At 69.7% G+C, this 20,088-nt stretch carries 14 protein-coding genes; 11 read left to right on the top strand and 3 right to left on the bottom strand.

Features of this window, described 5'->3' with window-relative positions:
- The first annotated feature begins 306 nt into the window (after positions 1-306).
- Positions 307-2,463 (top strand): SpoIIE family protein phosphatase, encoded by a 2,157-nt coding sequence (locus ABZ823_RS15915; RefSeq protein WP_361659517.1) that lies wholly within the window; start codon positions 307-309, stop codon positions 2,461-2,463.
- Positions 2,464-2,564: 101 nt separating this feature from the next.
- Here ABZ823_RS15915 and ABZ823_RS15910 read toward each other — a convergent pair whose 3' ends face one another.
- Both ABZ823_RS15910 and ABZ823_RS15905 read right to left on the bottom strand, forming a co-directional pair.
- Positions 2,565-4,073, bottom strand: a complete 1,509-nt coding sequence (locus ABZ823_RS15910; RefSeq protein WP_361659514.1) for an MFS transporter — start codon at positions 4,071-4,073, stop codon at positions 2,565-2,567.
- A gap of 377 nt (positions 4,074-4,450) precedes the next feature.
- Positions 4,451-5,104: a TetR/AcrR family transcriptional regulator gene (locus ABZ823_RS15905; RefSeq protein WP_361659511.1), complete on the bottom strand. Its 654-nt coding sequence runs from the start codon at positions 5,102-5,104 to the stop codon at positions 4,451-4,453.
- A gap of 239 nt (positions 5,105-5,343) precedes the next feature.
- Here ABZ823_RS15905 and ABZ823_RS15900 point away from each other — a divergent pair, with 239 nt between their 5' ends.
- From ABZ823_RS15900 to ABZ823_RS15885, 4 genes are all read left to right on the top strand, one after another.
- Complete coding sequence (locus tag ABZ823_RS15900; RefSeq protein ID WP_361659508.1) at positions 5,344-8,565, top strand: cytochrome P450; 3,222 nt, start codon at positions 5,344-5,346, stop codon at positions 8,563-8,565.
- A 162-nt stretch (positions 8,566-8,727) separates the two neighbouring features.
- Positions 8,728-9,774 carry a zinc-binding dehydrogenase gene (locus ABZ823_RS15895; RefSeq protein ID WP_361659844.1) on the top strand — a complete coding sequence of 349 codons (1,047 nt, stop codon included), beginning with the start codon at positions 8,728-8,730 and terminating at the stop codon, positions 9,772-9,774.
- A gap of 108 nt (positions 9,775-9,882) precedes the next feature.
- Positions 9,883-10,512: a TetR/AcrR family transcriptional regulator gene (locus tag ABZ823_RS15890; RefSeq protein WP_361659505.1), complete on the top strand. Its 630-nt coding sequence runs from the start codon at positions 9,883-9,885 to the stop codon at positions 10,510-10,512.
- Positions 10,513-10,926: 414 nt separating this feature from the next.
- A complete protein-coding gene (locus ABZ823_RS15885) occupies positions 10,927-12,000 on the top strand; it encodes a PP2C family protein-serine/threonine phosphatase (RefSeq protein WP_361659502.1) in 1,074 nt (357 codons plus the stop codon).
- Between the two features lie 430 nt (positions 12,001-12,430).
- On the opposite strand, the gene ABZ823_RS15880 is transcribed toward ABZ823_RS15885, so the two are convergent.
- Positions 12,431-13,066, bottom strand: a complete 636-nt coding sequence (locus ABZ823_RS15880; protein ID WP_361659499.1) for a TetR/AcrR family transcriptional regulator — start codon at positions 13,064-13,066, stop codon at positions 12,431-12,433.
- A 138-nt stretch (positions 13,067-13,204) separates the two neighbouring features.
- On the opposite strand from ABZ823_RS15880, the gene ABZ823_RS15875 reads away from it, so the two are divergent.
- The 6 genes from ABZ823_RS15875 (at position 13,205) to ABZ823_RS15850 (ending at position 20,069) form a co-directional block, all read left to right on the top strand.
- On the top strand, positions 13,205-14,350 hold the full coding sequence (locus ABZ823_RS15875; protein ID WP_361659496.1) for a VOC family protein: 1,146 nt from the start codon (positions 13,205-13,207) through the stop codon (positions 14,348-14,350).
- Complete coding sequence (locus ABZ823_RS15870) at positions 14,347-15,285, top strand: fumarylacetoacetate hydrolase family protein (RefSeq protein ID WP_361659493.1); 939 nt, start codon at positions 14,347-14,349, stop codon at positions 15,283-15,285. The genes ABZ823_RS15875 and ABZ823_RS15870 overlap by 4 nt, the downstream gene beginning before the upstream one ends.
- Complete coding sequence (locus tag ABZ823_RS15865; protein ID WP_361659491.1) at positions 15,282-16,898, top strand: bifunctional 3-(3-hydroxy-phenyl)propionate/3-hydroxycinnamic acid hydroxylase; 1,617 nt, start codon at positions 15,282-15,284, stop codon at positions 16,896-16,898. The genes ABZ823_RS15870 and ABZ823_RS15865 overlap by 4 nt, the downstream gene beginning before the upstream one ends.
- 16 nt (positions 16,899-16,914) lie before the next feature.
- Complete coding sequence (locus ABZ823_RS15860) at positions 16,915-18,948, top strand: acetoacetate--CoA ligase (RefSeq protein WP_361659489.1); 2,034 nt, start codon at positions 16,915-16,917, stop codon at positions 18,946-18,948.
- Complete coding sequence (locus ABZ823_RS15855; RefSeq protein ID WP_361659486.1) at positions 18,945-19,292, top strand: DoxX family protein; 348 nt, start codon at positions 18,945-18,947, stop codon at positions 19,290-19,292. Before ABZ823_RS15860 ends, ABZ823_RS15855 begins: the two co-directional genes overlap by 4 nt.
- Positions 19,293-19,364: 72 nt before the next feature.
- Positions 19,365-20,069, top strand: a complete 705-nt coding sequence (locus tag ABZ823_RS15850; protein ID WP_361659483.1) for a hypothetical protein — start codon at positions 19,365-19,367, stop codon at positions 20,067-20,069.
- The last annotated feature ends 19 nt before the right edge of the window (positions 20,070-20,088 follow it).

Raw genomic sequence — 20,088 nt, 5'->3', positions numbered from 1 at the left:
GCCGACCCGCCCCGGTGAGACCAGCCGCCACGCGGCAACCCGCTACCTGCGTCGCATCGCCCACCTTCCCGCGCTCCGTAGCTCGCCGCTCATCGGCAGGCTCTGCCGCAGGGACGGAGCGGTCAGCCGTAGTGCTGGCCGAGCCTGCTGAACTGCTCGACTCATGGACTCCTACTGGGACGAGCAGCTGTTCCGATGAAGAGATCTCGCTTGAGTGAGCGGCATCAACGCCGACCGTGCGCACACTGGGCCCCGCTCCCCGAACGCTGACGGGCTGTACAGGCCGGTGCAGCGTAACGTCGTCTTGTGGACTTCCCTGCGGACAATCTCGTGTCCCGTGCCGCGCGTGAGGTCAGCCTGCGGGCAGACCAGTTGATCCATGACGTCGAGCGGTGCCTGCAACGTGGAGTCCCCGAGGTCTGGGAAGACCCCGACGTAGCCCGCATGACGGCAGAGAACGTCACCGAACATGTTCTCGCGGCGTTGGCCGGCCTGGTACACGGCATCGAGCCGGACCAGATCGAAACGCCGGCCGCAGACCCGGACCGCGCGCGCCGACTTGCTCGGCACGGGACACCCGTCAGCGTGATACTGCGGTCCTTCCGGCTGGGGCAAGGTGTCATGCTCGACCGGCTACTCGAAGAGATGCCCCGGCTGACCGACGACGCCGAATTGATCAGTGCAGCGACGCGAAAGCTGATCGCGACGATGGCCGGGTACGTCGATCGCATGTCGGAGCAGGGCGTGGCGGTCTACCAGCGGGAACGGGACCGGCGGCTGCAGTGGCGGCTGTCGATGGTGAACGAGGCGAGCATGCGCATCGGCACCACGCTGGACATCGCCCGCACCGCCCAAGAGCTGGCCGACCTCGCCACCGAGAATTTCGCCGACCTCGTCACCGTCGACCTGCTCGACTCCGTGCTGCGCGAAAATGACAGCCCTGTGAGCCGCCTTCCGACGCTCCGGCGGGTCACTCAACGATCAGTGATGGAGGGCGACCCGGAATCGACGATCCGACCTGAGCAGCTTCACGTCAGCCCGCGCGGTTCACCGTCGGCTCGCGCCCTGGACACCGGTCAGCCCTCCCGGCACACCGGCCCGCCAACGCCCCGTGACGCCGGCGACGCCGACGACCACCGGACCCACTCGACGCTGGTGGTGCCGCTGCGGGCCCGAGACTCCACCCTGGGCGTCGCGCACTTCATCCGGTACCGCAACCCCGACCCCTTCGACGACGAGGACCTGCTCCTCGCGCAGGAGATCGCCGCCAGGGCGGCGGTGGCTGTCGACAATGCCCGCCGCTACACACACGCGCGCGCGACTGCCCTCACCCTGCAGCGCAGCCTGCTCCCGCAGCACACCGCACAGCAGTCGGCCGTGGAGATCGCTTATCGCTACCTGCCCGCAGGGGCCCAGGCCGGCGTCGGCGGCGACTGGTACGACGTCATCCCCCTGTCCGGAGCCCGCGTCGCCCTGGTGGTGGGCGATGTGGTCGGACACGGCATCCACGCCGCCGCCACCATGGGGCGGCTGCGGACAGCGGTCCGCACCCTGGCCGACATCGACCTGCCGCCCGACGAACTCCTCACTCACCTGGACGACGTCGTCATCCGCCTGTCCGCCGAATCCTCCAATGACCCGACCATCGAAGAGGCCGGGGACATCGGCGCCACCTGCCTGTACGCCGTCTACGACCCCGTCTCCGGCCAGTGCGTCCTTGCCCGCGCGGGGCATGTGCTGCCCGCCGTGGTGGGCCTTGACGGAACCGCCGACCTCCTCGAACTGCCACCCGGACCACCGCTGGGCCTGGGCGGCCTTCCGTTCGAAGCGGCGGAGTACGACCTCCCCGAAGGCAGCGTCCTTGCCCTCTACACCGATGGCCTGATCGAAGGCCGCGACCACGACGTCGAAGCGGGTATCGCCCTGCTCCGCCAAGCCCTCGCACAGCCCGCTTCCTCCCTGCAAGCAACCTGCGACACCGTGCTCGAAGCCCTGCTGCCGACTGATCGACCACACGACGATGTCGCGCTGCTCCTGGCACGCACCCATGTCCTGGGCGCTCGCCAAGTCGCCAGCTGGGACTTGGCCGCTGACCCCGTCTGCGTGTCCCGGGCCCGGTCGAACGTCGCTCAACAGCTGAGCAGCTGGGGCCTGGAGGGGGTCGAGTTCTCCACCGGGCTCATCGTCAGCGAACTGGTCACCAACGCCATCCGCTACGGTCGTCCTCCCATACGGCTGCGCCTGATCCATGACCGTGCCCTCGTGTGCGAGGTCTCCGACACGAGTAGCACCACCCCTCACCTGCGCCGGGCCCGCACCTACGACGAGGGGGGACGGGGTCTGCTCCTGGTCGCTCAGTTCACCGAGCGCTGGGGAACGCGGCACGCCCGACACGGCAAGACGGTCTGGGCCGAGCTGAGCGAGAAGGAGTCCGCTGGATTCCCGGCATGGGATTCCCTGTAGGCGCGACGACGGACGGAGCTATGCGGTGAGCGGATGCGTCGACCACGAGCTCGGGGGCTACGCCCCTCGAAGGTGGGCCCTCAGGGGCACTGCCTGTTCCGCTACATGTGCACGACAGGTGCAGCGTTCTCATCCTGCTGGGGTACACCCCGGCGGTAGAGCAGGGCGGTGACGACCAGGCCGGTGACGAAGACAGCCGCCGACCACCAGTAGGCCGTGGAATAGCCCTCCAGGCCGGCCTGAGCTAGCACGCCGGGGTTCTTGGGATTGCGGCCGGCGAGGTAGCCGGTGGCTGCGTCGGAGGCCATCGTGCTGAGCAAGGCGATGCCAATGGAACCGCCTACCTGCTGAAGCGTGTTGACAGCAGCCGCCGCGACGCCGGCATCGGTGGCCTCCACGCCGGAGGTGGCCAGGCTCATGGCGGGTGCGATGACCGTGCCCAGCCCGATGCCGACGAGCACCAGCTGGGGCAGTACCTGCGTCACGTATCCGCTGCCCAGGTCCAGCGTGGTCATCCAGACCAGGCCGGCGGCCGCGATGGCCATGCCCAGCGGGACCACCGGCTTCGGTCCTATGCGCGCCACCAGGACGTTGTTGGCCACCGCGGAGGCGGACGACGAGGCCACGATCAGGGGCAGGAAGGCGAAGCCGGTGTTCAGGGCGCTGTAGCCGAGGCTCTGCTGCAGGTAGTAGGTCAGGAACAGGAACACGCCGAACATGCCCGCGCCGGTGACGAAGAGGGCGGCGAAGGAGGCGCCGCGGTTGCGGTCCAGCAGGACTCGCAGGGGCAGCAGCGGATTCTCCGCCCTGGTCTGCCACCACACGAAGACGGCCACGAGCACGGCTCCGGCCGCCAGCATGCCCCAGGTCGCCAGCGAGCCCCAGCGGTGCGTCTCGGCGTTCGAGAACCCGTAGACCAGGCAGAACAGGCCGATGGAAACCAGCAGAGTGCCGAGGACATCGAGTTTGGAGGACGTGTCGCGCGGCGTGCGGTGCAGCAAGGCCGCGCCACCGACGAACGCCACGCCCGCGAAGACCACGTTGACGTACATGGTCCAGCGCCAGTCCAGGTACTGGGTCAGCACCCCGCCGAGGATCAGGCCGACGGCTCCGCCGGCACCGGCGATCGAGCCCGCGACGGTGAAGGCTTTCGCCCGCTCGCGCGGATCGGTGAAGGTGGTCATCAAAAGCGACAGCGCGGACGGGGCCAGCAGGGCGGCGAACAGGCCCTGGACGGCGCGCGCGATGACGAGCATGACGAAGCCGTTCGCCGCGCCTGCCACCATGGAAGCGGCCGCGAAGCCGGCCAGCCCCACCAGGAAGGTCACCTTCTGACCGACCAGGTCCGCGACCCTGCCGCCGAGCAGCAGCAGGCTGCCGAAGGCCAGCGCGTAGGCGGTGACCACCCACTGCCGGTCGGCGTCCGAGAAGCCGAGGACGTGCTGGGCGGACGGCAGGGCGATGTTCACGATGGTGCCGTCGAGGACACCCATCAGCATCGACAGGGAAATGACCAACAGAATCCACCAGCGACGCCGGTGCGACAGATCGGGCACCTTCTCAGCTGTGGTCTCGGCGCCGCAAGCAGCGACGGTGGCGTTCTGGGACATGGGGGCAGCCCTCCGGACAGCGAATGGGGGATGGAGGAAGAGAGAAAAGAACGAATCGAGAGATCGGGGAGGTCTCATCCGGTACGGGGCGCCACTTCGCGCTCACGGGCGGGAGCACTCGGCGGCGTAGCCGCCTCGGTGAACGGATGACGCGGGTGATTCAGCTCGACGAGGCCGACGGTCTCCCCCCTCAGAGGGAGACCAGGAACAAGCCAAGGACCATGGTCATTTCACGGTTCAGCGTCGGCATACGGCTGCCGTGTAGGGGCTGGATGTGGAACCACCCCGCCGGGCGGTCTCACCTGATGTGACGGGGTGACTCCGGCGTGTCGCAGCCTGATAGCGCCCGACTGCCAGCGCGCCTCAGGCGGACTGGCTCAATGGCCAGCATGCCGGCCGTCACGACCGGCAGTGAGGCGGCCTTCCAGGCCCGTGATCAGCGTGTCCATCACGAGACGGAACATGTGGTCCTGGTCAGGGCCTTCAGGGCCCGCACTCGTAGAGCCAGGGTCCGCGTCCGCGGCCCCGTCTTCGTCGGCTTCAGGGCCGTGGGACTTGAGGGTCGACCACTGGTGGAGTGCGCCGTTGAGTTCTGCGGTGAGGACACCGATGACGACGGCGGCCATCAGCGCGGCGATCTCCGAGACCTCTGACTGCGGCACGCCGGCAGCGGCCACGATGGCGGTGAGGGCGGTCCAGAACGGGTCGTCGGGCTGGATGAAGTCGGGCTGGTGGCTGAACGAGTAGGCCATCAGTTCGGGGTGACGGTGCGCCAGGGTGCGGAAGTCCGTGGCGAGCAGGCGGATCCGCTCCTGCCAGGGCGCGTCCTCCAGCGTCACGGTGCGGAACTGGGCGCCGACCATTCTCGTGACGCCGCGCAGCACCGCTTCCTTGTTCGGCACGTGGTGGTACAGCGACATCGGGTTCGCGTCGAGCGCGGTGGCGAGTTTGCGCATGGTGAGCGCCTCGACCCCGTCCTCGTCGATGAGCCGCAGGGCGGCGGCGTAGATCCCGGCCTCCGTCAGAGGCACGTCTCTCTTCCTTGTGCCCCGCGGGGGACGCCTCGATTTTTCCATACCACGTACGGTACCAGTTCCATACGTCGTACGGAAATGAGCTTCCTCACACCGGCCACCTGCCCGTTCGGGTTGCACTCCGCTTTCCGTACTGCGTACGGTTTCAATTCCATACGACGTATGGTTCTCGTCGTGCATCACGGCATCGACCGGCGCCCTTGCCCTTCCCCCTTCTCCACACAAAGGAGCAAGACATGACTACGCACTCCGCGAACGATCTTCGCCCCATCCGGTCCCCGCGCGGGATCCCCCTCCTCGGCAATACGCCGCAGATCCCCGACACCAATCCGGTGGAGTACTTCGGTGAGCTGTCCAAGCAGTTCCCCGAGGGCATCTACGGCATGGACATCGCCGGCATCGAGCAGGTCTTCGTCTACGACCCGGACCTGGTGGCCGAGGTCTGCGACGAGACGCGGTTCTTCAAGCAGATCGACAAGACGCCGCTGCATCACGTCCGGGACTTCGCGGGGGCGGGCCTGTTCACGGCCCACCAGCACGAAGAGGAATGGGGCATGGCACACCGTGTCCTGCTGCCGGCGTTCAGCCAGCGGGCCATGAAGGCGTACTTCGGGCAGATGCTGGAGATCGCCCAGAACCTGGCGGGCAAGTGGGAGTGCAGGGAGGGTCAGCCGGTCAACATCACCGACGACTACACCCGCCTGACGCTGGACACCATCGCCCTGTCGGGGTTCGGCTACCGGTTCAAGTCCTTCGACAAGGAGGAACTGCACCCCTTCCTCAACGCGCTGCTGGAGGCACTGATCGAGTCGCTGCGGCGCTCCCAGGAGCTGCCGATGATGACCAAGCTGCGCAAGGCGGACGACCGGAAATACCGCGACAACATCCGGCTGATGCAGGACCTGGTCGAGAGCGTGATCAAGGAGCGCCGCGAGGGCAAGGGCACCGGTGAGGAGGACCTGCTGGGCCTGATGCTGGAGGCCACGGACCCGGACACCGGCAAGCTGCTGGCCGACGACAACGTCCGCGACCAGGTGCTGACGTTCCTGATCGCCGGTCACGAGACCACCAGTGGTCTGCTGTCGTTCGCCACGTACTCGCTGATGCGCAACCCGCACGTCCTGGCCCAGGCGTATGCCGAGGTGGACCGCTTGATGCCCGGCGACACCGTCCCGGACTACGACACGATCATGCAGCTGGACGTCATCCCGCGGATCCTGGACGAGACCCTGCGCCTGTGGGCTCCCATCCCGGCGTTCGGCAAGGCCCCGCTCGAGGACACCGTCATCGGCGGCCGCTACCTTCTCAAGAAGGGCACGCGGGTCAACATCCTCGAAGGTCCCCTGCACACCCACCCCAAGGCATGGGACCGTCCCGACGAGTTCGACATCGACCGGTGGCTGCCGGAGAACCGCGCCCAGCAGCACCCGCACGCCTACAAGCCGTTCGGCAACGGCGTTCGTGCCTGCATCGGGCGTCAGTTCGCACTCACCGAGGCCCGCCTGGCCCTGGCGCTGGTACTGCAGAAGTTCAAGCTCTCGGACACCAGCGACTACAAGATGGACGTGCGGGAGGCGCTGACGCGCAAGCCCGGCAACTTCGAGCTGATCGTCCGTCGCCGTCAGGAGCACGAGCGGACCGTCTTCGGCGCCGCGGACCAGCAGACCGGCGACACGCAGGCGCAGGCAGCGGTCAGCGGTGTCGGTGTGAACCTGACCGTCGCCTACGGCTCCAGCCTGGGTTCGTGCGAGGACCTGGCGCGCACCATCGCCGACCGGGGTGAGCGCTCCGGGTTCGGCACCACGCTGGTGAGCCTGGACGAGCTGGGCGACAATCTGCCCACCGAGGGCCTGCTCGCCGTGGTGGCGGCCAGCTACAACGGCAAGGCTCCCGACAACGCTCAGCACTTCGACGACCTGCTCGCCGCCGGGCTGCCCGAGGGCTCGCTGTCGAACGTGCGGTACGCGCTGCTGGGCGCCGGCAACACCCAATGGGTGGCCACCTACCAGGCATTCCCCAAGCGGATCGAGGAAGGGCTGCTGGCCGCCGGCGCCACCCCCATCGTCGAGCGCGGCATCGCGGACGCCGCCGGTGACTTCGACGGCATGGCCACGCGGTGGATGAACACCCTGTGGGCCACTCTGGCCGAGGAATACGCCGCCGACACCTCCCAGGCGAGCGGCCCCCGTTACCAGGTCCAGCTGCTCACCGAGTCCGACGTGCGTCCCGCCATCGTCTCCGAGCAGGCGTACCCGCTCACCGTGGTGACCAACGACGAACTCGTGGCCGACGCGACCGGCCTGTGGGACTTCAGCATCGAGCCGCCGCGCCCGTCGGCGAAGTCCATCACTTTCGAGCTGCCCGAGGGCGTCACCTACGACACCGGCAACCACCTGGCCGTCTTCGCCAAGAACGAACTCGCCCTGGTGGAGCGCGCACTGAGGCGACTCGGCGTCGACTACGACCAGGTGCTCCGGCTCGACCAGCCGGCCGGTGGCCGCACCCACCTGCCGGTCGGCACCCCGGTCACCGCCGGCATCCTGCTCACCGAGTTCCTGGAGTTGCAGGACGTGGCCACCCGCTCCCAGATCCAGACGCTCGCCGAGTACACCGAGTGCCCGTGGACCCGGCCGCAGCTCCAGGCGTACACCGCCGACACCCAGGAGGCCGAGGAGCGCTACCAGAAGGAGATCCTCGGCAAGCGCATCTCGGTGCTGGGCCTGCTGGAGCGCTTCCCGGCCGTCGAGCTGCCGCTGGCGGTCTTCCTGGAGATGATGGGCCCCATCCGCCCGCGCTTCTACTCCATCTCCTCCGCCCCGTCGGCCAACCCGCGCCATGTGCGCCTGACCGTCGGCCTGCTGGAAGGCCCGGCCCTGTCCGGCGACGGCCAGTACCGCGGCACCTGCTCCGCCTACATCGCGGGCCTCGAGCCCGGGGACGTCGTCTACGGCTACGTCCGCGTGCCCTCCCCGACGTTCGCCCCGCCCGCCGACCCCGCCACGCCGCTGATCCTCATCGGCCCCGGCACCGGCATCGCGCCGCTGCGCGGCTTCCTGGAGGAGCGGGCGACACAGCACGCAAACGGCACCCAGGTGGGCCTGTCCCAGGTCTTCGTCGGCTGCCGCCACCCGGAACACGACTACTTCTACAAGCAGGAGATGCAGGACTGGGAGCAGACCGGGATCGCCCAGGTGCACACCGCCTACTCGGCGGTCACCGGCCACCCGGCCCGGTTCGTGCAGAACGCCATCGCCGAGGCCGCCGACACGGTGTGGCAGGCCATCGAGGACGGCGCGTACATCTACGTCTGCGGTGACGGCCGCCGCATGGCCCCCGCCGTCCGCGAGGCACTCGCCGCCATCCACCGCCAGAAGACCGGCAGCGACGACGAGACCGCCCAGCAGTGGCTCGCCCAGCTCGAAGCGGACGAGCGCTACCAGCAGGACGTCTTCGCCTGACCGGCGCACGCCGTCAAGGCGCGCTGACCCCCAGCCGCCGGGAGGCGTGCGGCCTCGTCCTGCCACTCCGCACGCCTCCCGGCCCCACCAGCCACTCAGACACCCCATGGCACCCATGGCCCGAACCACCGGGCCGTGCCCGCTCACAGAAAGCAGATCACCATGGACACCATGCTCGCCGGCCGCTTCCACCTGGACAGCAAGAAGTTCGCCGTGGAAGAGGTCCCGATCCCCGTGCCGGGCCCGGGCGAGGTCCTCATCGAGGTCAAGGCCGCCGGCGTCTGCCTCTCCGACGTCCACCTGCTCGACGGCTCCCTCGTCCCGCTGTTCGCCACCTCCGACACCATCACCGTCGGCCACGAGGTCTCCGGTGTCATCCACACGCTCGGCCCCGACCTCAAGCGCGGCCTGCCCGTCGGCACCCGCGTCACCCTGGAGGCCGGCAAGACCTGCGGCACGTGCGCCGGGTGCGTGCGCCGCCGCCCCTGCAGCCAGATGCTCACCGCCGGCATCGACTACGACGGAGGCTGGGCCGAGTACGTCATCGCCCGCGAGGACACCCTCATCCCCATCCCCGACAGCCTCCCCTTCGACCAGGCCGCGATCATCCCCGACGCCGTCTCCACCCCCTACGCCGCCGTCGTCGCCACCGCGGGCGTCCGTGCCGCCCAGTCCGTCGGCGTCTGGGGAGTCGGCGGAGTCGGCGCCCACAACGTCCGCCTCGCCCGCCTGGTCGGCGCCGCCCCGATCATCGCCGTCGACCCGCTGCCCAGCGCCCGCGAGCGCGCCCTGGCCTTCGGCGCGGACCTCGCGCTCGACCCGGCAGCCCCCGACTTCGCCGACCAGGTCCGCGCCGCCACCGGCGGACGCGGCCTCGACTTCGCCTTCGACTGCGCCGGCGTCCCCGCCGTCCGCGACCAGGCCGCCTCCGTCCTCGGCCTGGGCGGCTCCCTGATCCTGGTGGGTATCACGCCTCGGCCACTGACCATCACCGAGGGCCTGACCTTCAACTACCTGCAGAAGCAGGTCCGCGGCCACTACGGCGGCTTCCCCGAGTCCGTCTCCGAGCTGGTGCAGCTGACCGCGGCCGGCCGCCTCGACCTGGCCCCCTCCATCACCGACCACATCCCGCTCATCGAGGCCGCCGACGCCGTCCACCGACTGGAGAACAAGATCGGCGACCCGATCCGCCTCATCCTCGTCCCCTGACGCCCGTCAGCAGGACACCAAGCCACCCTGGGCAGGGGTGAGTGGGCGCCGGTGCGTGAGGGAGCACCGGCGCCCACGGCTTTCCGGCAACCGTGGAGAGATAGAACCATGCAGACGACCGACGCCCCGGGCCGCGCGCCGCAGCGCAGCGACGCTCGTGCGAACCGTCAGCGCATCCTCGCCACCGCTCGGCGGAAACTGCGGGATGACCCGGACGCGAGTCTCGACAGCATCGCCGTGGCGGCCGGCCTCGCGCGGCGCACCTTCTACGGACACTTCTCCAACCGACATGCGCTCATCACCGAGTTGACGCAGGAAGCAGCCCAGGCGCTTCAACAAGCGTTCGCCCTGACCCGCATCCCGGGTGCTGATCCGCTGGAGGCGATGGCGCGGATGGCCCTGGCGGCATGGGCGGTGGGCGACCAGTACCGCATGCTCATCTCCCTCGGTCGCCGCCACCTCGGAGAGGAGGCCATCCGCGCCACCCTGGCACCTGCCCGCGAAGAGGCCATCGCGGCCATACGACGTGGCCAGCACGAAGGCGTGTTCGCTAACCACGTCCCCGCACCTGTCCTCGCACAAGCGCTGGAAGCACTGATGCTGGCCCTCGCCGAGGAGAACACCGCGTCCACCTGGGCGGACCCCACGGGTGAGGCCGCCGCGACCGCGTTCCTCGTCGCCGCCGGCGTAGCACCCCAGGTCGCTGCGCTCCGGATCCGAGATATTTTGCGTGTGTAGCCATCTTCAATGCGGGTCTGTCGTGTTCAGTCCCGTGCGTGATGGCCCGCAAGACAGTCCACCGACAAACCCGCGCCCCTGGCCGCGTTCTGCCGATGAGGCACTGCCGCGGCCTTCTGCCGCGCTTCTGGGACCGTCCGCATCGACGCCATCCCATACCCCCACGACATCTCGGGTGGCAAGGAGCCAAGACTTCCGCGACAAGGGCGGTCTTATGTCTGGCCAGCGAAAGACGCCTGTGGGGTTCGGAAGAGAGCGGCCTATGAGCGCTTCACTTGGCGGAGTCTGGTCCCGTGGGAGGCCGCCAGAGCGTCGCGATGCAGGCTGGTGGTGTCGCTCTTCCGTTCACCCTGCCGACCGGGAGCGGGCGGTCAAAGCAGGGCCCTGCTCGCGCTGGCACAGTGCGTGCCGTTTGTGATCGCGCTGGCCGTGCTGATCATCGAGCTCACCCCAGCTCACTTCCTCTATACCGGCCCCTTTCTCGCCGCGGTACCGGCGCTGGCGGCCGTAACGCTGGGCCCCAGGCGAACGGCCCTGGCGGTGGCTCTCGCACTGGCGGTCAGCATCACCACGGCCACCTACAACCAGGCATGGGGCACTCTGCTGGTCTATACCAACTTCCTGGCACTGGCTCTGGTCTCCGTGGCCGGTTTCATCACCAGCAGCGTCACGGGGAGGAGCGAGCTCGACGAGGTCCGCCGGATCGCCGTTGCCGCACAGGAGGTCATTCTGCGGCCGGTGCCCGAGCGCCTTGGCCCGGTGCGGGCGGCCAGCCTGTGCCTGGCGGCAGGGACCGGGGCGCAGGTCGGCGGTGATCTGTACGAGGCCGTGCAGACGCCGTACGGCGTCCGGATGATCGTGGGCGACGTCCGCGGCAAGGGGCTGAGCGGCATGCATGCGGTCGCGGTGGCGCTGGGCGCGTTCCGGGTGGTCGCGCACTACGAGGACGACCTGGTGGGGGTGATGAACCACTGCGCGGCCGCGCTGCGCCGGGAGGCCGCCGTGCCGGGCGCCTTTCCCGAGGAGGCCCTGACGGAGCGGTTCACCACCGCACTCATCGCCCAGGTGCCGAACGACGACCCCGTGGTGCACCTGGTCAACCGCGGCCACCCGCCTCCGCTGGTACTCCACAAGGGCCGAACCCAGGCTTTGATGCCCACTTTGCCGCACCCGCCCCTGGGCCTGGAGGACCTGATCCCCAGCCCTCCCGAGAAGCCAGAGACCTATCCGTTCGTACCCGGGGACCGTCTGCTCCTCTACACCGACGGCGTGATCGAAGCCCGCAACCCCGGCAACGGCTTCTTCCCTCTGCCGGAGGCCATGGAGTCGATCAACTCCGGCACCACGCCTCAGGAGTTTCTCGCGCAACTGCATCAGGCTTTGACCGGCCACACCCGAAGGCCGCTTGGCGGACGACGTGGCGATGATCCTCGTCGACCGGCTCGACGAAGGAATCGGTATGCCGGCCATCTGAGAACAGCTTTCTGAACGGCTGGCCACTTGCGCCGCCTGGATCGACCACACCGGCGAACTCCTCATCATCGCGGGCAGCTGATCCGCATCCAGGCCGACCGCCTGCCCGGCGGTGAGACCCGCCGCCACTCTGGCTGTGGTCCTCAACGCACCGGCCTGACCGGCGAGGAAGTCGACGTGCACCGGCAGGCCGTTTCGAGGAGATTCAACCTGAGCACGCCTTCCGGCTGATGAAACAGACATGGGCTGGACTCGACCAGGCTCCGCACCCTCGAGGCGGGAGGCCGCCGGACGCGGCTCCTACCTGCTGCCCACACCCAGCTCCGACCCCGCGGCGGATCTGCACCGTCCTTGGAAGAGGCCCGACCGGGCCCGCACGGCTCACCCCGGCCCGTGTCCGCCGGGGCTTTCGGAACATCCGCCCCGGGCCTTGCCTGTCTGGCGGTCAGGCGAGATCGGGCAGCGGGCGCCGGGTGACCTCGTACGCATCCTCCGGCGGGAGACCGAGCATGCGCAGGACCATCTCCGCCAGGTCGGAGGCGGCCTCATCGCCGTCGAGGTCCGGGCGGGCCAGCCTCAACGCCACCAGGGACAGCAGGGTGCCGCCCAGAGCGGACAGGGCTGTGGTCGCGTTGTCGCAGGTGAAGCGGCCCGAGGCGATGCCGCGTTCCAGATCACGACGTGCTCGTGGCGACAGGCCGCGGTCGGAGTGGATATGAGCCAGGCCGCGGTCGCGCAGGATCCGCATGAGCTCGGGGTGGGAGTCCGCCATCCGGGCGGAGAGCCGGAAACCCGCCGCAACCAGCTCGGCGGGGTCCTCGATCCCTTCCACGCGCTCGTCGATGACCTGGCCGAACTCCTCCAGCGCGTCCGTCACCGCGGCGTCGAACAGCTCCGTCTTGGACTCGAAGTGGTTGTAGAAGGAGCCGAAACCGACATCCGCGCGCTCGGCGATGGCCTGGATGCTGGCGCTGGTGTCCCCGGTCTCCGCGAGGATCTGCCGAGCCGCACGAATGAGGGCCTGACGGGTTTCGGCGCGGCGCCGTTCGAAGCGGTTGCGGGGCGGGGCTGACGTCGGCATACGACCGAGTGTAGCGCTCGCTCCGATGACACCCGCATGACTGATGATTCCATCAAATATTTGGTTCTGCTCTATTGACGGTGGGCAACGGCAAAGTTGATGATTTCCTCATTACGGCAGTGTTGCTTGGAGGGCACCATGTCCCACACCCCCGTTAACAGGGCCGATCTCCAAACGCCCCATCAAGATCTCCACAGTGAGCTTGGCGCCCTGCGCGGTGAGCATCCCGGCCGGTCCCGGAACCCCATCATCAAGGTGGCGGACCTGGCCTGGCTGGAGTTCGAGAAGCCGGACCTGGACCGGGCCGAGGTGTTCGCCCAGGACTTCGGCTTCCAGATCGCCGCCCGCACCGAGCGGGAGCTGTGGCTGCGCGGCACCTTCGCCGACTCACCGTGCATGGTCATCCGGCGCGGGCAGGCTTCCCGCTTCGTCGGGCCTGCGTTCCGCGCGGCCGAACGGGCCGATCTGGACCGGCTTGCCCGCGCGACCGGCAGTGACGTCCGCGACATCGACGTACCCGGCGGCGGACAGGCGGTCGCCCTGCTCGACCCTTCCGGCTTCCCGGTGCGGGTCGTGCACTGCGCCGAGCGGCTGCCCGCTCTGCCCGAGCAGCGGCCCCTGATCCTCAACACCGGCGCCGAGAACCGTCGTGCGAACGCCACGCAACGGCCGCCCCGCGAGCCGTCGCGTATCCAGCGGCTCGGGCACGTCGTGCTGGAGACGCGGGTGTTCATGCGGGCCCTGGACTGGTACCTGGACACCCTCGGGATGATCGTGTCCGACTTCCTGTTCCTGGACGGGCAGCGCCAGCGCGGGCCAACCATGGCGTTCATCCGCTGCGACCAAGGCAGCCTGCCCGTGGACCACCACACCCTCGCCCTGCACCTTGGGCCCGGCACCGGGTACGTCCACTCCGCCTACCAGGTCACCGACCTCGACGCGATAGCCGCAGGCGGCGAGTACCTCGCCGAGCGCGGATACCGGCGCAGCTGGGGCATCGGCCGGCACATCCAGGGCAGCCAGCTCTTCGACTACTGGCGCGACCCCGACCGCTTCATGCTGGAGCACTTCGCCGACGGCGACCTGTTCTCCTGCGACCTCGAACCCGGCTGGGCACCGATGTCGGCGAGCGGTCTCGCGCAGTGGGGGCCGCCCGTCACCCGCGACTTCCTCGGCGCCAGTCCGTCACCCGCCAAGCTGCGCGAGGTCATGCATGCCCTGCGCGGCGACAACGAACTCGACCCCGCACGCCTGCTGGGCCTGATGAAAGCGATGAGCTCATGAGTACCAACGTTCTGCGCACCCCCGACGGCTGGTGGGCCGTCCGCGACGAGCGCGCCGTCCGCGTCGAGACCAAGGCCGTCACCACCGCCGAGTTGCTCGCCGACCGGGACGCCGTCCGTGAGGCCGCCGCCTCCGGCGAAAGCGGCACGCCGGTCGCCGACCTGGTGGCCCTGCCCCCTGTGACCACCCCGTCCCGGGTGGTGGCCCAGATGGTCAACTACCGCAGCCACGCCAAGGATTCCGGCTTCACCGGCGACGTCCCGCCCACCTTCTTCCGCAAGGCGTCCGGCTCCGTGACCGGCCCGCACGACACGATCATCCGCCCGGCGCACGTCAACTTCCTCGACTACGAGGTGGAACTCGGCCTCGTCATGGGCGCGCCCCTGCCCGTAGGCACCGTCGTGGAGGAGCAGGACCTGCCGCGCTTCGTCGCCGGGCTGGTCCTCACCAACGACGTCAGCGCACGCGACGTCCAGCTGACCAAGACCCAGTTCTACGAGAGCAAGTCCTATCCGACCTTCACGCCGACAGGTCCCTACCTGGCCCTGCTGGAGCCAGAGGACTTCGCCCACCTGCTGAACCTGCGGCTGCGGCTGTCCGTCAACGGCGTACCGCGCCAGGACCGCACCCTCGCCGACATGATCGTACGGCCCGCCCAGGCGCTCACCCTGCTCGCCCGCTTCCAGGCCCTCGACCCGGGCGATCTGCTGCTGACCGGCACCCCCGGCGGCACCGCCCTGAAGGCTCCGCCCGCACCGGTCGCGAAGATCAGTGCGCTGCTCCCTCCTGCGGTCAGGTGGAAGGCGTTCTTCAAGGGGCAGGCCAAGAACCCTCTGTACCTGCACTCCGGTGACGTCGTGACCGCAACGATCGCCACCCCGGACGGGCGGATCGACCTCGGCGAGCAACGGAACCCTGTGGCGGACGCAAGGTGAGCGCCGCAGCCGCCCGCAGCCCGGTAGTGATCATCGGCGCGGGGCCCGTGGGGGTCACCGCCGCGCTCCTGCTCGCCCAGCGCGGAGTGCCCAGCGTGCTCCTGGAACGCCACAGCGACATCTACCCCCTGCCGCGCGCAGTCGTCGTGGACGACGAGGTCCGCCGGATCCTGCAGAGCGTCGGCGTTCACGAGGAGTTCGCCGCCGTCGCGCGCCCGGCACCGGGCCTGCGGCTGCTGGACCCCCGGCGCCGCGTGATCGCCGAGTTCACGCGCTCCCTGCACGGCCACCACGGCTTCCCGCAGACCAGCATGTTCGACCAGCCCGAGCTGGAACGCCTGCTACGCGCCGCCCTCAAGCGCCGCCCCGAGTGCGAGCTGTGGGGCGGGCTGGAGGTCGTGTCGGTCACCCAGGACACCGACGGATCACACGCTCCGACGGGTCCGGTCCGGGTCACTTTCCGCCGCGACGGCAGCGACGAGGAGGAGCACCTGTGGGCCGATGCCGTCCTCGGCTGCGACGGAGCGGGCAGCATCACCCGTGACGCCATCGGCGCCGTCTGGGAGGACCTGCACTTCGAAGAGAGCTGGAGGGTCATCGACGTCCGCACCAGCCTTCCGGTGCGCACCTGGGAGGGCGCCGAGCAGATCTGCTGCCCCACCCGTCCGGCCACCTACATGCGGGTCGGCGAGGACCGCTACCGCTGGGAGTTCCGGCTGGACGAGGGCGAGCCCCTGGACGGCCCGCAGGGGCTGCAACGCCTGCGCGATCTGGTCGCCCCCTGGGTGGACCTGCCGTCCGACGGGTCGAAGGACGATGACTTCGAGGTGATCCGGCAGGCCCAGTACACCTTCCGCGCCCGCCTCGCCGACCGGTGGCGCCGGGGACGCGTCTTCCTGCTCGGCGACGCCGCGCACCTCACCCCGCCCTTCATCGGGCAGGGACTGTGCGCCGGCCTGCGCGACGCCCGCAACCTCACCTGGAAACTCGCCCACGTCCTCCAGAAGGGCGCAGACGAACGGCTGCTGGACACCTACGAGCAGGAACGCAAGCCGCACGCCCGCCACATGATCCGCCTCGCGGTCGCCGTCGGCTGGGCCATGACCGGCGGCCAGGACCGCGGCGCGGCCATCCGCCGGACCGTCGTGGGCGCGGCCTGCCGCCTCCCCGGTGTGACCGCGACCGTCAGCCGCGACCTCAGCCCCGCCCTGACCGCCGGTCCACTCGTACGGCGCCGCCCCCGCCTGACCGGACGCTCCCTGGCCGGCACCTTCTGCCCCCAACCCTGGGTTCTGCAGGGCGGCAGGCGAGAGCGCCTGGACGACATCCTCGGGGACTCCTTCGCCGTGCTGACCGCCGTACCGCCGACCGCGCAGATGACAGGCGTGGCCACGGCACTGGGCGCACCCACGGTCCACGTCGGCGACCTGGACGACGACGGCACCTTGGCCGCCTGGCTGGCCCGCGGCCGCACCGATGCCGTCCTGCTGCGCCCCGACCGCGTCGTACTGGACACCGTCCCCACCGGCACCGGCGACTTCACCGACGCCGCCGCCTGGGCTTCCCTGCTGCACACGGCCCGCCGCCCCGCCGAAGCCCGGCCCGCACCCTGACGAGGAACACCACACCATGACCATCCCGCACTCCACGCCGTGTCCGGAGCCCTTCCTGCCGCCCGACCCCCAAGCGGCCGCCGGCAGCCGCATCGCGGACTTCGCCCGCTGGGCCGCCCGACACCAGGGCGCCGAAGGGATTCCGGACCCGACCGACTACCAGGCCCTGCACCACTGGTCCGTCACGGACCTGGAAGGATTCTGGGCCGCGGTGTGGGAGTACTTCGACGTCGACGCGACCACTCCGCACGAGCGGGTGCTGGCCGAGGAAGCCATGCCCGGCGCACGCTGGTTCCCGGGCGCCACCCTCAACTACGCCCACCACGCACTGCGCAACCTGCACCCGGACGCCCCCGCGGTCACCGCGCTGGACGAGACCGGCTCCGGCTACGAGATCACGGGCCGACAGCTGCGCGCCCAGGTCGCCTCCGTCGCGGCCACCCTGCGCGACCTGGGCGTCGGACAGGGCGACCGGGTGGTCGGCTACCTGCCCAACACTCCCCACGCCGTCATCGCCTTCCTCGCCACAGCCAGCCTGGGCGCGGTGTGGTCCGTGTGCGGTCAGGACTACGCCCCCAAGGCCGCAGCCGACCGCTTCGCCCAGCTCGAACCCACGGTGCTCATCACCGCGGACGGCTACCTCTTCAACGGCACCCGTCACGACCGCCGCTCAGCCTCCCTCGACCTCGCCGCCGCCCTTCCCACGCTCAAGGCCACGGTCCTGGTGGATCACCTGGGCCTTGCGTGGCCCGCGACCCGGGCCGCGAGGCTGACGGTTCCCTGGGAGGACGCGGCCGGCCGCGCCGAGTACCTCGCCATCGCCCCGGTTCCGTTCGACCACCCGCTGTGGATCGTCTTCTCCTCCGGCACCACCGGACTGCCCAAAGGCATCGTCCACGGTCACGGAGGCGTCCTGCTGGAACACCTCAAGATCCTCGGCCTGCACTGCGACCTGGGCGTCGGTGACCGCCTGCTGTGGTACACCACCCCCCACTGGATGATGTGGAACCTGGTCGTCTCCACCCTGCTGACCGGTGCCACCACGTGCACCTACGACGGCAGCCCCGCGCCGGTGGCGCGCCCGGACGTCCTGTGGGAGCTGGCGGCCCGCCACAAGGTCACCGTCTTCGGCACCAGTCCCCAGTACCTGCTGGCCATGGCCAAGCTCGGCGTCGAACCCGCCGTGCACGACCTGTCGGCGATCCGCGTCATCGGCTGCACCGGCTCCGCCCTGCCCGCCTCCGCCTACCCCTGGGTCCGCGACCACGTCGGCGCAGGCGTCCAGCTCGCCTCCACCAGCGGCGGCACCGACGTCGTCTCCGGCTTCGCCGGCAGCGCCCCCACCACCCCGGTGTGGGCGGGTGAACTGTCGGCCCCCAACCTCGGCGTGGCGCTCGCGGCGTACGACGGCGCGGGACGACCGGTCGTCGACCAGGTCGGCGAACTGGTCGTCACCCGCCCCATGCCGTCGATGCCGCTGAACTTCTGGAACGACCCCGACGGCAGCCGCTACCGCGACGCCTACTTCAGCGCCTACCCGGGCGTGTGGCGGCACGGGGACTGGATCACTCTCACCTCCCACGGCTCGGTGATCGTGCACGGCCGCTCCGACGCCACGCTCAACCGCAACGGCGTACGTCTGGGCAGCGCCGACATCCACGACATCGTCGAACACCTCCCCGAGATCACCGAAGCCCTCGTCATCGGCGCGGAGGAACCCGACGGCGGCTACTGGATGCCGCTCTTCGTGGTCCTCGCCGACGGGGTCGGTCTGGACGAGTCCCTGCGCGAGAAGATCCGCGACGCGATCCGCACCGGCGCCTCACCCCGCCACGTCCCCGACGAGATCGTCGCCGTACCGGCCATCCCGCACACCAGAACCGGCAAGAAACTCGAGGTCCCGGTCAAGCGCCTCCTCCAGGGCGCCCCCGCCGAGCAGGTCCTCAACCCCTCCACGGTCGACAACCCCGACCTGATCGCCCACTTCGCCGGCCTGGGAGCCGCACGCCGCCAGGCCCGCCGCCCGCACACCCCCGAAGGCGCCTCGTGATCCTCTCCGCCTCGCTGACCTGTCTCATCGCGTTGATCTTCACCCTGCTGGGCGCGACCAAGATCCTGGCCCTGGGTCCGATGCCCGATCTCGCCGCCCACGCCGGCTTCACCACCGCGGCCTACCGGGTCATCGGCGGGCTGGAGCTGGCGGGCGCCATCGGCGTGGCCCTCGGCCCGGTCGTACCGCTGTGCGGCGGCCTGGCCGGCATCGGACTGCTGATGCTGCTCGCCGGTGCCGTGACCACGCACGTACGCAAGGGCGACGGGCTGACCAAACTCCTCCCCGCGGTGACATGCGCGGCCCTGGTCGCCTGGTATCTCGTACTCCTCGCCGGCCTCTGACCCGTTCCGGGAGACTGTCGGCGGCCACTCGTCCTGTTAGCGAGCCCACGGCGGGGCTGGCAGACTGACTCTGTGGTTCCGCTGACGGTCGCGGCGGATCAGATCGCGTCCTCATCGCTTACCGGCGCCAGTGTGGTATCAGTCTGCGCACTGCTCTTCACCGTCGCGTCGTTCTGGTGGCTCAACGCCCGACAGGGACGCCTGCAGGCATGGGAACCTCATTCCTTCGCGGCGATCGTCCACGGTTCCACGGCACGCCTACGACTGCCTCTCGTCCTGCACAACACCGGTCCCAAACCGATCGTCGTGCAGGACCTCATCCTGACCTTCCCCGATGAGCCCGCCTCTCATCTCCCCCTCCTGTGGGTGTCCTCGCCGTCCCGGCTCCAACCGGGGCCGGACGAGGAGACGAAACTGCCCGCCGGATTCGTCGTGCCCGGCAGAGAAGCGCAACAACTCTTCCTCGAGTTCGAGGCACCGTTTTCCGGATTCCTCCCGGAGGCCCGTGACTACAAGGCCCAGCTACAAGTTCGGGTCGGCCACCGCAAGGGTTGGCGCCCCCTGCTGACGTTCAGCTTGAGGGCCGCCAACATCATCGATCCAGATCACTACACCGTTTACAACAACGCACCGGTCGAGCTGACGAAGGAAGATCAGAGGAGAGCGGACGCCGCGCTTCTCGAGCTGCTGGAAGAGCACGGGGACGGCTCCCCTCCGGGCGCCAGGAGACAGGAAGATCCTCCGAATGACGAAGGTGACGCCGACACGAGCCGCTGACATCGCCGTCCGTCCTCTG

This window comes from Streptomyces sp. NPDC047079 (assembly GCF_040643755.1).
In the GTDB taxonomy this organism is placed as follows: Bacteria; Actinomycetota; Actinomycetes; order Streptomycetales; family Streptomycetaceae; genus Streptomyces.
Note: the sequence above shows the minus strand (reverse complement) of the source record. Positions and strands in the feature narration are given on the sequence as shown.

Coding starts and splice junctions, on each gene's coding strand:
- ABZ823_RS15910 (WP_361659514.1), bottom strand. CDS start 4,073: ATGTCCCAGAACGCCACCGTCGCTGCTTGCGGCGCCGAGACCACAGCT.
- ABZ823_RS15900 (WP_361659508.1), top strand. CDS start 5,344: ATGACTACGCACTCCGCGAACGATCTTCGCCCCATCCGGTCCCCGCGC.
- ABZ823_RS15895 (WP_361659844.1), top strand. CDS start 8,728: ATGGACACCATGCTCGCCGGCCGCTTCCACCTGGACAGCAAGAAGTTC.
- ABZ823_RS15890 (WP_361659505.1), top strand. CDS start 9,883: ATGCAGACGACCGACGCCCCGGGCCGCGCGCCGCAGCGCAGCGACGCT.
- ABZ823_RS15880 (WP_361659499.1), bottom strand. CDS start 13,066: ATGCCGACGTCAGCCCCGCCCCGCAACCGCTTCGAACGGCGCCGCGCC.
- ABZ823_RS15875 (WP_361659496.1), top strand. CDS start 13,205: ATGTCCCACACCCCCGTTAACAGGGCCGATCTCCAAACGCCCCATCAA.
- ABZ823_RS15870 (WP_361659493.1), top strand. CDS start 14,347: ATGAGTACCAACGTTCTGCGCACCCCCGACGGCTGGTGGGCCGTCCGC.
- ABZ823_RS15860 (WP_361659489.1), top strand. CDS start 16,915: ATGACCATCCCGCACTCCACGCCGTGTCCGGAGCCCTTCCTGCCGCCC.